Source organism: Paenibacillus sp. J2L1-98, assembly GCF_056269405.1.
Map to the genome: position 1 here is coordinate 1 of NZ_JBWDNW010000013.1, position 12,994 is coordinate 12,994.

A 12,994-nucleotide genomic window follows, 5' to 3' on the forward strand; every position below is an offset into this window, starting at 1 on the left:
GGATCAAACTCTCCAAATTGGTGTTTGACTTGCTCATTACTTGTTATCGCTTTTTCGCTTATCCCGAAGGATTTGCGAGGCAGTTATTACTCGTTGTTCAGTTTTCAAAGAGCAATCTATTCTTTCGTTTGGTTCGCTTGTTTTGCTTGTCGTCCGCGTGTTTCTCTCGGCCGGAATTAGAATATACCATGCATCAGCCTAGTATTGCAAGTGTTTTTTTAAAATAATTTATTATTTGCCTAAATAAATCGAAAAACAGCTTGTAATAGACCCGAAATCACTCGGAATCGTATGTATATGATGATTACCTTCGCCGCCCGCCTGTGTACGATTCATTCGTTCACCTTAAATCATTGTATTTGGCTGCCTTATGATTCTGCTCTTCAATTCTGCGACTCATTCTACCCTTGCTAATTTAGAACATAGTTCTTATACAGTACAACCCCGCATATATACGTTTCCTCCGGTTCGGGACAATGGACAAATTTTGATTCTTATTCGCGGGATACCAAGATGGTCATTCAAAGGGCTAGCATCCGACAAGCATCCTATGTCCAATTGAGCCCGACGCAAAATAAACTGTATACCATTGACACCGATTCATCTCCACGGGATATTGAGGCATACAGTATCAACGACAGCGGCCAGTTTACTGACGGCAATGACTCGCCTTATCATGGTGATTACGACATGTCAACACTTCTGCGCGTCTCGCCTGACGGCAGTTATCTGTTCAATGGAGCTGGAACGATCTTCAACAGCAGCACCAACGAGCAGCAAGACATGACCTATGTCCGGACGATTACAGCATTCAAGGACATTGTGTTCGATCTGGATCATGATAAATTTTATACGATTAATGATAATATTCTGAAAGTATACCAATATTCAACCTTTGAACTGCTCGACGAGCTGACCATGTCGCGTGCGATTGCAGGCATTCTTCCCGGCAAAACGGCTAACCAACTGCTGATGGTTCTCAGCGAAAATGGCGGTGACAGTACGACAGTAACGGAATATTACATCCCGTCTGACAATGGACTCACTATACAAGCAAGCAATGGAGCTGCCGGTTCGATACAAACGCTCGTACCTGCAACATCTAATGCATGTACAGTTCAAGATCCGAGCACAGACCCTGGCGACGGCGGTTTAGTTATCGGCGGTGGCGATTTACTTTTGCCTAAAGAAACATTGAATTCAGGTTCACCATCCGTAATCCTTGATGCCGGCAGTATTCGGCTTGACAGGCAAACAACTGAACAAGGAAAAACTTCGTTGCAAGTAAAACCTGATGCAAGCAAGCTGCTGAGCGCAATTAAGTCGGCTCAATCAGGAGCAGAGCAATATGAGAAGGAGCATAAGCAGCCAGCCGTTCCTAAAGTATCTATCAAGGTGAGTGACTTGGCGGACAGCGTTAACGTTGAAGTACCTGCGTCTCTATTTATTGAAGCAAATGAAGCTGCACCTGAGACCATACTGTCCATTGAAAGCGGGTCGGTCATTTATGAGCTTCCTATTCAGCTTCTTCAAACCGATTCACTGAAGAAAGCTCTCGGCAGCAATATTAATATAAGCAGTCTGACTGTGAAGCTAACAATTGAACAACCTGACGACAAACTCTCGGGCCAAGTGAAAAAGTCCATAGCAGATGACGGCTACAGAGCGGTAACGGATTCCTTCGCATTCATTCTATCCGTTGGGTCAGGCGAATCGTACACAGAAATCGCTGATTTTAATGGAACATATGTGACCCGTTCCATAACCATTTCCAAGTCCGAATCTTCTAACAAACTGTCAGCGCTCGTGTACGATCCAGTTACGGGGGAGACAAGCTTTGTGCCGGCTGTCGTTCGGACAGAAGACGGGAAGACGATGGTTGATATTAAGTCTCCTCACAACAGTATTTATACCGTAGTACAAGCTTCCAAGACGTTTAAAGACGTATCGAAGCACTGGGCTAAAACCGATATCGAAACGATGGCTTCCAAAAAAGTTGTACTCGGAATCACAGAACAGCAATTTCAACCAGAGAAACAAATTACCCGTGCCGAGTTTTCAGCCATTCTTGTTCGAGCGCTGGGTCTCTCTCTGCCGCAAGCAAATGATCGTTTCAGTGACATCCGATCCACGGATTGGCATGCAAGGTCAGTTGCAGCCGCAGCTAACTCCGGGTTAATTACGGGCTATGCTAACGGAACTTTTGTACCTAACGGCACAATTACCCGTCAGGAAATGGCGGTTATGCTCGGCCGGGCTATCAGCTTCGCCCAAAGCCATGAAAACAATGCAAGCTCAACCCCCGATGCAGGCAACAAGCTAGCTATGTTCTCAGATTATGCAAACATTCCAGCTTGGGCAGTGAAAGATATCGAGCACATGCTTGCAGCAGGAATTATGCAAGGTGTCACCGCGAATACTTTCGAGCCGGCTGCACCGGTTACTAGAGCGCAGGCAACCGTAGCACTGCGAAGAATGCTTCAACATTTAACATTTATTAACTAACGAGAACATAAACATTAACACAAAGAACCGTCAGAGGATGATACTCTGACGGTTTTTTGCGTGCAATGACCATATTGTTTCAGCAGATCTGACCTCATAAATGGAACTTGCATATGGCAGCTTGCGATCAAGCAGCTCACACATTTGCTGCTCTGCTTGGGGAATATGTTCAATAACCGCATTCCAATAGTGAGAAAATGCCTCTAGATTAGTTAGTCGATGCCTCTCCATGTAGGGAGTGGTTTCCATTAACCATTCCAATAGTCGCCGCTACTCCTGATCATCGGACATATCGGATAAGATAGGGAATAAATCGCTGGGACTGAGATAGAAGCTGCTGTTCATTTCTGTCAAATAGGATAGGTCTGAGTGTCGCGATCACGGTTTATTAAGAAGCTAATACAACTTTGTGCTAACAGCCAAGGATAACGGGTAAGCGTTGTGCCCAGCTCGTCTTGCGCCGCCTGCAAGCTCTCCTCCAGATAGAGTGTCTTGTCGTTCTGATGGGGGTGGGTTTTATGATTGATTAGTCTCCCGGTCGAATAAAGTCTATTATTGTAGCTCTTATTTAGTAATCATGTAAAAACTGCCCTATCGTCCAATGACAGCAGGGCAGCTGGGATGGCTGATTATTTGTTTAAATGGCTTTGGAGAATGTATTAAGGGCTGTCTTTTGAACTTTTCCGTCAAGGGCGCTTTTTGCACTTTGAATGTTAAACAAGCGTTCCCAGCGAGCAACAACAAAGGTAGCTACGGTATAGCCGATAATGTTGACGGTTGTACGGAAGTTGCCCATAAAGCGGTCTGGCGCTAGCATCAGGGCGACGGCTGCTAAAGGAATGGCACCGGTCGCGGCGGCGGTTGCCGACAGCGCAACAAAAGCCGAACCAGGAATGCCTGCCATACCTTTGGAAGTTAACATCAGAACGCCAAGCATTACGATCTGTTCTCCGATGCTCATATCGATGCCGGTTGCTTGGGCAAGGAAAACGAGCGACAGTGAGAGATAGATGGATGCGCCGTCGAGATTAAATGAATACCCGGTCGGTACAACCAGTCCAACAACGGCGCGATTGCAGCCGGCCTTCTCCAATTTTTCCATCAATTGCGGCATAATGGCTTCTGTCGAACCAGTAGCAAACGAAAGCATAATTTCTTCGCGAATATACTTAACCATTTTCCATAGACTTAGGCCGACGAACACACGCAAAACGACAGCCAAAACAAGAACGAAGATCAAACAAGCGATCGTCATGGCGATGAACAGCTTGCCAAACGAGATGAGCATCTCAATACCATACTGGCTGACGGTTGAGGCCATCGCTCCAAACGTTGCCAACGCTGTCAGCTTCATAATGTAACCCATTATTTTGAACATAACCTCGTTTACTCGCTCCAACAGGTCAAGAACGACTTCGGTGGTGCGTCCGCCCACATGAACGAGCGCAACACCGAACAAGCAGGATACGAGCAGGACTTGCAGCATGCTGTTGTTGGCAAACGCTCCGACAACGCTCTCCGGAATAATGTTCATAATAAATTCTGCTTCGCTGGGCAATTGTGCTCCTTTCGTCTTGGCTTCAACTGCCGAAGTCGACAGGGTACCCATGTCAATGTTCATACCTGCGCCGGGATTCACCAAATTGGCAACGGCCACGCCGATGATAAGCGCAATCGTAGTTACGATTTCGAAGTAGAGAATCGTCTTGCCGCCGATTCTGCCGACGGCCTTTATATCACCGACTTTAGCAATACCGACGACGACAACGCCAAACACGAGCGGGGCAATAATCATTTTAATGAGCTTGATAAATCCGTCTCCAAACTGTTTTAACGCAGTGCCGAACGACGGCCAGAAGTAGCCAATCACAATTCCTGCAACAATAGCCACCATGATTTGGAAGAAAAGTCCTTTGTAAAAAGGCTCCTTGCGAATTATCGTTTGTGCAGTCATAGTTATTTCCCCTTTATCGTTGTTTTGGTTTCGAAACAAGTGAACCTTTATGCGTTAATCTGAGATGTTCCTTGCTAATCCATCGCGACAATATGCTTAATATATATTTTTTAAAAAATTAAGATAAATCCCCTCCTATACAGCATAATAAGACTCGCGGAATCAAGATTCCGCAATAGCTCTGGCCTGACGACCAGGGCTATTTATTGTTTAATCCCAAAACAGTGCGGGATAAACTTTCCTCTTGACTTTCTCAAGACACCTTAATAATCACCGAGAAAACATATATAGGACTTGGATGATATCGATGATTCCATCGTTCTTTCACAGACGGCCTTGTTAATGAAAACTTCTATTCGCCCAAAGCAGTAGGCAAATGATCTCATGACCCTACTGGCTCAGAAAGAATAACTTTATCCCGGGCATCGCATAATCTTTGTGCTATCTATAACTACCCCAATTGATGTTAGTTTTTATAACATATATCCAAGGCATGTTCACATATTACAGCCTAGAACCCGATGAAACAATGTGTGCTGTAGCCAAAAAAACTTTTCACCTTTGTGTATTGTGAACAAAAATAACACATACCTATCATTAAAGAAGGGATGTGCCAACGCAAAAAAGTCCGATATACACATGTATATCGGACCGCATACAGCTTCAGTTTTCCTTACTTGCACTTGCAAACTCGCGTTCCCGCTGCATTTGCAGACAGCCTTTAACGCTCACCGCTCTGCGGTAACAGCGAAATAAACGGGAAATACCCCTAATTTCAGCCAGTTTTTAAAAGTATACAGCTTAATATTTCGAAATCCGGCATCTGTCAGCTTTGTTTCTAAGTGATGCGCAGTTAGAAAATGAGCTTGCGACCGGTAAAACTTATTATCGGAGCTGCTGGAATGGAAAAGTTTATGAACAAAATACTCGACATACTTCGTTTTGAATATTCCTTTTCTAGAGAACAGGTAATCAAATATGTAACCTGAACCGTGAACCAGCAAAAACACCTTCCCTTGCGGGACGAGCACACGATACATCTCTTTCAGCGCCTGTTCAACGTTCAGATATTGCAGCGCCGCTCTACAAACTACAAAATCAACGCAGCCGCTTTCAATAGGCAGGTGATGGGCATCCGCGACTTTTGCAATAACCTTGCACTGAATATCCTTCGATTCGCGCTCACGGTTCAGCGATTTCAGCAGCTCGATCTGATTTTCATTTGAATCAAATCCAAATATCAGCTCCGGATTGTTCTGCCGTAAAGAGAATATCGTTGCCCCGCCCCCGCAGCACAAGTCCAGCATTTTTTTTCGATTTTCAGCTTCCTTTAGAAGGAGCCTGTCAAAACTATCCGGATCATAAACCTGCCGATAATATTCGTAACAGGTATAGCCGAATGCTTTGTCCAAAAAGGTTAAATCTGCAGATACAATACCTTGCTCAATCATATCATTTATTTCTTCTGCACTCGGTTTTTGGATGTTCGTTCTGCTTGCGCCAATTTCTGCACTATATACATAAGCGGCAACCTCTAACGACCGTCTGTTTAAAATAATGTCCGTTTTTATACTCACTCTAACCTATCCCCGATTTGAGGATAATACTGACTAATGGACATACATTTAAAATCCGAGAGCAAGCATTTTATTTTGATATACGTATCCCCTAATCCATAGTATCTTCTAATACCGTTTGCCCAGGAAGTATTGAAGATTTGAGGCTGATCACCGTCTAGGTCATAAGGATGAATATAAAAGACAAAAGAACCGCTATTGCCAATAATTCTCTTTGCTCCTAAATTAAAAAAACGATAGGGATACATCCGAAAATAACCGCCGCCGCCCCAAGGGAAATTGACTCCGCCTACACGGTTAACTGGCAATGGTATCTCCCATAACTCATCTTTTATTTTAAAAGAATGAGAGACCGATGAAGCTAAATTGAACTTAGAATAAAGATTGTTTAAGGTGTTCGGGATAACGCTTGAATCGTAAGTGAAGCCTTCTTCCGTTAGAATATCGAGTCCCCAATCCGTCATCGAAAAACATGGCGCCCGGTAACCATAAACTCTCGAACCGACTAATTGCTCTAAAATATCTTTTGACATTCTAAGGTCCTGTCTAAACTGCTCGGCGGACTGCTGATAGACCAATCGGTGAGAATAGCCATGCGACGCTATTTCATGGCCTCTACGGTGTATTTCTTTAATCAGATCAGGCCTTTTCTCTGCGATCCAGCCAAGGACAAAAAAAGTCCCGGTCGAATCATTTTCGTCCAACAGATCCAGTATTTGATGTACAGGCTGCTCCAGTCTTAATTCGTAGCCTTCCCAATCTGAGAGAGACAAATCCGGACTGCAAAACCAATCCTCCACATCGACAGTAAAAGCCATTCTCAAGCTCATCCCCCCCTCCTCCCTATTATTCCTCAAACCTTATCATATGGCAACATTTGTATGCACTAGAATGATCTTGTGTATTGAGATACACAAGATCAAGGGTAACCTCTATTGTCGTTAAGTTTGCCAATTTTGATAAATAGAGTGAGCAACATAATCGGCTGTCCGGATTGCCAAGGCAACCGTCGTCAATGTGGGATTGGTGCCTCCCATCGAAGGCAGGACGCTATTTCCAGCCACATAAAGGCCAGTGAAGTTATGAATTTGCCCATAGCGGTTGGCAGCCGAAGCAGAAGGATCATTGCCAATCCGGCAGGTGCCTGAGTCGTGTATGCTTGATCCCGGTTTTAACATACAAAATTCCGGCTTGCCCGGCTGCGCTTTCAGAGCAACACCCATTGCAGAAAGCATTTGCTTCATGGTGACCACCATCCGCTCCATAATCTTGTAATCGTCCGGATGATAAGAAAATTCCACTTGAGCGATCGGAACGCCATAAGTATCTTTTTGGTTCGGGTCCAGGAATACTCGATTATCGTAACGCGAATAGATTTTTCCGAATCCCTGCAGATGCAAATCCAAGTTGTCCGGATAAGGAACGTTCTGGAATTGCTGGTATCCAAACCATGGCGCTCTAAAAAATTGGATTTGAAAAGGCTGATCAACGGAAGAAGGATTTAAAATCCCTACGGTTCCGGGAATTTCAGGAAATTCTTTCATACTGATTGTTCCTAAGCCGACCACAAATGTCTGGTCCGACAGATAATGGCCAATTGCCGGACCCGGGACCCCGGAGTGAAGCAGAATACGCGGATTTTCCAACGCGCTTGTCGCCAGTATGACATTTTTGGCCCGAATCGTATGTGACTTTAAATCCGGTGTCATCACCCGAAGTCCCCTAACGCGGCTGTTCTCATGCAGAACTTCCACAACGGAGGCGTGAACGGCTAAATCGAAAGGTCTGCGGTTTAAGGCGTAGGCAAGAAAATTGATGGAACTGAAAAAAGGAGTGGAAAAGATCTTGCCGTATTTGGAAGATTTCGTGTAAATGGCTAGCGGTGTATGGGAGACATCCGGGAATCCGTTCTCCCAGAGCCTATTAAGCAAAACTTCCTGCGCGGTAGAGTCCTCGAGAAATTCGCCGCTGACATTCATCACTTTTTCGGCGATATTATAGTAAGGAATTAATTCTTGATAGGTGAGCGGCCAAGTCAAAAACTCGGAGGGGTGAAATCTTGGAGAGATAAATCCCCAAAACAATGTGCGTCCTCCCAGCGCCAACACTTGTGTCGCATTTGGATACTCAGGCATGTTCTTTCCAATCGGCAGCGTTACACGGGGATTAGATAAATAATTCCCGGCTAACGGAAGATTTGCCGCATGGGTCGGCAGAACAAGTCCTCCGGCTTCCACGACACCAATCTTCACCTTGGCACCTGCCAACTTCTCGCATAATCTCCAAATAGCCGCTCCGCCGCCCGCCCCGGTGCCGGCCACAAGAACATCGTATTCGGTCTGCTCCATTTGTTCCAGCGATGTAATTGGAATCCATTCGTCATGATTCGGCTTGAACTCCGAAGGACATGTCTCCATACCGACCCACCCCGCCATAAAATAACTTATCATGTTTATGTTTAGTACCCTTAGAGATCATTCATGCGGTTTTGCAAAAATTAACCCCGCAAATAATAAAAGCCATCCATCACTTTTATGGTGATAGACGGCTTTATCATCTCTGCTTCATCCCATCTTCTTCACGGAATGCTTTTGCTCCTGACGCTGCTGCTGAACCTCATCCAAATAAAGCGTAAACTTGGAATCCCCGCTGTAGGAGATGTAAAGCCACTCAAGCGCCCGTGTCATGGCGATATAAAACAGCGATACCTCGCGTTCCTCCACCTCTTCAAGCGAGAAAGGCATGTTCTCGGCATTTACGATAAAGACCGCACGGAAATCGAGTCCCTTTACGCTGTCAATGTCCGATACGTTAATCGCATCGCCGCCGGTACTGCCCGATTCCTGAAACGCATCAGCATGGTCCGCGATCCAGTGAAACGGAAGCCCCTGCCCCTTAAGCGTCCTGCGAATCGTATCCGTGTAGGAGGAATAATAGTTATTTTTCACGCGGTACAAGATGACCATTTCGGAATAAGGAACCTTATATTCGTTATTCAGGTACCGGATATGCTCAAGGGCGGCCTGCAGCTCTTCCTGAAAGCTGCCGCACCGCTGCAGCCCGGGCTCCGGCCCGTTTCTCCGTGTGCTCTGAGGATGGATAATTTCGACCCCTTTTGCCGAGCCGTACTGCATCCGATTCTGAAGCAGCGAATGCCGCTGATAGAAATCCCAGGCAAACTGGGCGATCTGGGCTGTGTTGCGGTAATTAATAGATAGAACCCGTGACCGCCCCCGAAAATCAAGTCCCGTCTCCTTCAGCAAGCTCGATTTCCGCTTAAAGAACGATTGCGCCCGATCTTCTACCAGAAGCAGATTTTGCGTAGCCGGATTAAGCAAATAGCTAAGCAGCTTTAGCCATTCCGGTTGGAAATCCTGGCCCTCGTCGATCAGGATCGCCTCATAAGCAGGAAGAATCGCTTCCTTTTTCTCCAGCTTGCCAATAAGCGCAGGAATGTCCGTATCCCGGGCGTTCAGCGCTTTCTTCAGCCACTCATGAAAGTTATAGACTTCGACATTTTGCTGGCGGGGCTTGCCGTCCTTTTGCTCCTCAAGCCTGATCCAGTCCAGCAGGTCCTCCGGCTCATCCATCATCCGGTCAATCATTCGCTGCAGGCTTTGGGATAGCGCGATGCTGCTGCAGAGGACGAGAATCTTCCAATCCGGATAATGGTTTGCCAGAAGCTTGGCACGGCTTGCGAGGACAAGCGTTTTCCCGCTTCCAGCCACGCCGCGAATGAGCCGGTGACGATCGCCGATATGCTTTGCTATATTTTCCTGGTGCACATCCATCACCTTCATATTGTGAAGCGAAAGCACGAACTGCTCCTGATGCTCCGCCGGCTGGCGGAATTCCGCGCTGATCCGCATCTCCGGTATGAGGTGATTACGAATGGATCTAATATCCTCATGCGATAAAATGTACCGTTTGCGGCTCCACTCCGTAAACATGCCATGGATTTTTTCAATCAGGGAATCAGCGGAAAATCCGTCATCCTCCGGATCGATTTCGTCACGGCAAAGCACGAATGGCTGTGCAATGACATCGTATAAGCTATATTCGATAAAATCCTTCTGCTTCATCCGCGTAAAAACCGTTCCGAAGCCGTTCGGAAATTTTAGCTGCCCTTTAATTTTGCCTTCCCGCAGAATGAGGCTGTCGTCCTTCTTAAGCTGGCTCACCACATGCCGCAAGCTCTCCCTTGCTTGTTGGTAGGGGCTCATAACGGTTTCCATTTGTCCTCCGGAGCCATGCAGCAGCCACTCATCGCGGTCAACCTCGAATAGGGCGGACCTCGTATAATCCTTCACGACCAGAACGACCAGTCCCAGATCGGGGCCTATAATAACAAAGTCCGGCCGGCTCCCCTGAATCTCCGGTTCAAAATATACGACATAATCGCTCGGCAGATGATCCTTTAGTGTCCGAAACAATAACCGTTCCCCAGCAGCCGCGCTCGTCCGGATAACCTCCGGGACCATGTAAGCCATCCTTCGTCACCTCTAATTCGATTTTTCCTGTTGGTTTAAGTATAAACCATATTAGATAGATTGGTATGGGAAAATGGGAACGCGGAAAGGTGAAGGGATGAAAACAAAGGACACAACCTCGCTCCTGCGCCATAAATTCACCATTTCTTTACTCAAATGCGCATCAGAGATAATAATCATGCACTACTGTGAGGATATCATCCCGGAAGAGGAGTGATCCAATGCGAATTGCCGTGTTTTCAGACACATTTGTCCCGCAGATCAACGGCGTTGCTCTTACTTTGAAGCGATGGACCGATTATTTGTCCGACCGCGGAGTCGAATGCAAGTTGTTTGTGCCTACCGAACCGGATCCATCTTACGAAGAAGAGGTGTATAGGCTCGCCAGTATTCCCCTCCTGCTCTATCCGGAATACCGGTTTGCCATTCCCAATTTGCTTCGTATCCGGCATCAGCTTTCCCGGTTCAAGCCTGATCTCGTCCATATCGCGACCCCCTTCAATGTCGGACTCGCCGGTCTGAATGCCGCCCAAAAGCTTGGCATTCCCGTAGTAGCCTCTTACCATACTCATTTCGACCGTTATCTGGACTCCTATCGCTTTCCGTTCGCCCGGGCATGCTATTGGCCGTATATCAAATGGTTCCACCGTTCCTGCCGCGCCATATTCGCGCCTTCGCTGGAGACGATCAACCGCCTGGAAGAAAAAGGGCTGACCAATCTTGCTTTATGGACCCGGGGAGTTGACTGCGATTTGTTCACGCCCGCGAAACGTTCGGACCGTATTCGTGAGATTTACGGGATCAAGGAGCGGTATCTGCTCCTGTTTGTCGGCCGTCTGGCGCCGGAGAAAGATATGGATATCCTGCTTCAGCTAATGCAGCGGCTGCCCAATGAGATCCGCAGTCAGGTCCACTGGCTGATCGTCGGCGACGGCCCAATGATGGAGCAGGCCAGGCTGGAAGCTCCGCAGAATGCGACGTTCGCCGGCTATCAAAGCGGAGAAGCGTTGGCGGAATTTTACGCCTCCTCGGATCTGTTCGTGTTCCCGTCTTCGACCGAAACATTTGGCAACGTTGTGTTGGAGGCTTCGGCGTCCGGGCTTCCCGCTATTGTCGCCGATAGCGGAGGCGTGACTGAGATTGTTCAGCATGGGAAGACCGGGATGCATGTCCAGGCGAGAAATGCAGAGAGCTTTCTCGCGGCTTTAACCGATTGGATGGACCATCCGGACAAATGGCAAGAGTTCGGGGTAAGAGCCAGAGCTTATGCGCTCTCGCGCACATGGGATCAAGCGATGGAGTCGATTTATACACGCTGCCTGCAGATCGCAGAAACGGAGCATAATCAGCTGGCCGCCGCAAGACAAACGATCGCAAGCATACGTGAAGAAGGCGAAACGGCTTGAAGATGACAGACATTGGAACTGGGTATGTTCACATCTGAGCTTCTGTAGGAGGTACAGGGTTATGGATAGCGGAACTCATCTTCTTATTGGCGCCACTTTGGGCGGACTGGCGATCTCTTTTGCCGATCCCGCTCTCGTCAGTCATTCGACTGCCGTTTACGGATTATTCGCGGCGACAATCATCGGGTCGACCGCTCCCGATTTCGATGCCGTCATTCGTATTCGCGGGTACAAGTCGTACTTGCGGCATCATCGGGGCTTCAGTCATTCGCTTCTTATGCTTGCAGGGTGGCCGCTTGTCCTCACCCCCATGATTGCCCTCGCATTTAACGCCTGGGCCTGCCTGATCCCGATATTTCTATGGACGATGGCCGGGGTCGTGTTTCACGTCTTCCTCGATTTTTTTAATGCATACGGCGTGCAATGTCTCAGACCGGTTTCACGGAAATGGTTCCACGCGGACACCATTCCGATCTTCGATCCGGTTCTGTTCGTTCTTCATGCCGCGGGGCTGCTGTTATGGCTGTTCGGCGTCTTCGGAGCAACGGCTATTTTCCCGTTCGTTTATGCTTTAACCTTTCTCTTTATCGGATGCCGCATCCTGATCGGCCGCTTAATGCTGCATCTCGTCCGCAGGCAATACGGAAATGCCGGTTATTCCTTCCTGACTCCGCGAGGACTTCCCCACGAGTGGAAATACGTCCATGAAACCGGGCAGGCCTATATTACCGGCTCGATTCGCGGATTGATTCTGAAGGAAGAAGCCATCTTCGAAAAAGGGGAACAAAACGATGTGATTCAGACGGTCATGGGCAGCGACGGGGTGCGCACGTTTCTCCAGTTCACGCATCGCGTTCATATCTCCTGTCAGAAACTTCAGAACGGGTATAGGGTAGAGCTGCGCGACATCCGTTTCCGGCATGGCCATAATCTCCCCTTCGGAATGGATGTTACGTTGGATGAACGGCTGCAGGTGACCGGGGACACGATCGGGTGGAGAAAGAAGATATGGGAGCCGCCTTTTGCCTGATGATCGACATCCTCCTATCGATCCAAGATTAA

The 12,994-nt window shown here is 47.5% G+C and carries 9 protein-coding genes; 4 read left to right on the forward strand and 5 right to left on the reverse strand.

Annotated features, from left to right (window positions below; all coding sequences use genetic code 11):
- The coding region (locus AC0YNZ_RS20695) for a hypothetical protein (RefSeq protein ID WP_475828399.1) at positions 1-227 on the forward strand (227 nt) is incomplete at its 5' end.
- Between the two features lie 223 nt (positions 228-450).
- Positions 451-2,505, forward strand: coding sequence for an S-layer homology domain-containing protein (locus AC0YNZ_RS20700; RefSeq protein WP_475828517.1), 2,055 nt, complete (start codon positions 451-453; stop codon positions 2,503-2,505).
- A 637-nt stretch (positions 2,506-3,142) separates the two neighbouring features.
- Here the strand turns inward: AC0YNZ_RS20700 and dctA are convergent.
- The 5 genes from dctA to AC0YNZ_RS20725 form a co-directional block, all read right to left on the reverse strand.
- Positions 3,143-4,459, reverse strand: coding sequence for a C4-dicarboxylate transporter DctA (gene dctA, locus AC0YNZ_RS20705; protein ID WP_475828400.1), 1,317 nt, complete (start codon positions 4,457-4,459; stop codon positions 3,143-3,145).
- Positions 4,460-5,187: 728 nt separating this feature from the next.
- Positions 5,188-6,036 (reverse strand): class I SAM-dependent methyltransferase, encoded by an 849-nt coding sequence (locus AC0YNZ_RS20710; RefSeq protein WP_475828401.1) that lies wholly within the window; start codon positions 6,034-6,036, stop codon positions 5,188-5,190.
- Positions 6,033-6,866 (reverse strand): polysaccharide deacetylase family protein, encoded by an 834-nt coding sequence (locus tag AC0YNZ_RS20715; protein WP_475828402.1) that lies wholly within the window; start codon positions 6,864-6,866, stop codon positions 6,033-6,035. The genes AC0YNZ_RS20710 and AC0YNZ_RS20715 overlap by 4 nt, the downstream gene beginning before the upstream one ends.
- A gap of 111 nt (positions 6,867-6,977) precedes the next feature.
- Complete coding sequence (locus tag AC0YNZ_RS20720; RefSeq protein WP_475828403.1) at positions 6,978-8,453, reverse strand: GMC oxidoreductase; 1,476 nt, start codon at positions 8,451-8,453, stop codon at positions 6,978-6,980.
- A gap of 147 nt (positions 8,454-8,600) precedes the next feature.
- Positions 8,601-10,526: a 3'-5' exonuclease gene (locus tag AC0YNZ_RS20725; RefSeq protein ID WP_475828404.1), complete on the reverse strand. Its 1,926-nt coding sequence runs from the start codon at positions 10,524-10,526 to the stop codon at positions 8,601-8,603.
- Positions 10,527-10,747: 221 nt separating this feature from the next.
- On the opposite strand from AC0YNZ_RS20725, the gene AC0YNZ_RS20730 reads away from it, so the two are divergent.
- Complete coding sequence (locus AC0YNZ_RS20730; protein ID WP_475828405.1) at positions 10,748-11,932, forward strand: glycosyltransferase family 4 protein; 1,185 nt, start codon at positions 10,748-10,750, stop codon at positions 11,930-11,932.
- Positions 11,933-11,993: 61 nt separating this feature from the next.
- Positions 11,994-12,962 carry a metal-dependent hydrolase gene (locus AC0YNZ_RS20735; protein WP_475828406.1) on the forward strand — a complete coding sequence of 323 codons (969 nt, stop codon included), beginning with the start codon at positions 11,994-11,996 and terminating at the stop codon, positions 12,960-12,962.
- Positions 12,963-12,994: the final 32 nt, after the last annotated feature.

What these genes read in the sequence shown, in the direction of transcription:
- dctA (WP_475828400.1), bottom strand. Translation starts at nt 4,459, where the DNA reads ATGACTGCACAAACGATAATTCGCAAGGAGCCTTTTTACAAAGGACTT.
- AC0YNZ_RS20720 (WP_475828403.1), bottom strand. Translation starts at nt 8,453, where the DNA reads ATGGAGACATGTCCTTCGGAGTTCAAGCCGAATCATGACGAATGGATT.
- AC0YNZ_RS20725 (WP_475828404.1), bottom strand. Translation starts at nt 10,526, where the DNA reads ATGGCTTACATGGTCCCGGAGGTTATCCGGACGAGCGCGGCTGCTGGG.
- AC0YNZ_RS20735 (WP_475828406.1), top strand. Translation starts at nt 11,994, where the DNA reads ATGGATAGCGGAACTCATCTTCTTATTGGCGCCACTTTGGGCGGACTG.
- AC0YNZ_RS20730 (WP_475828405.1), top strand. Translation starts at nt 10,748, where the DNA reads ATGCGAATTGCCGTGTTTTCAGACACATTTGTCCCGCAGATCAACGGC.
- AC0YNZ_RS20715 (WP_475828402.1), bottom strand. Translation starts at nt 6,866, where the DNA reads ATGAGCTTGAGAATGGCTTTTACTGTCGATGTGGAGGATTGGTTTTGC.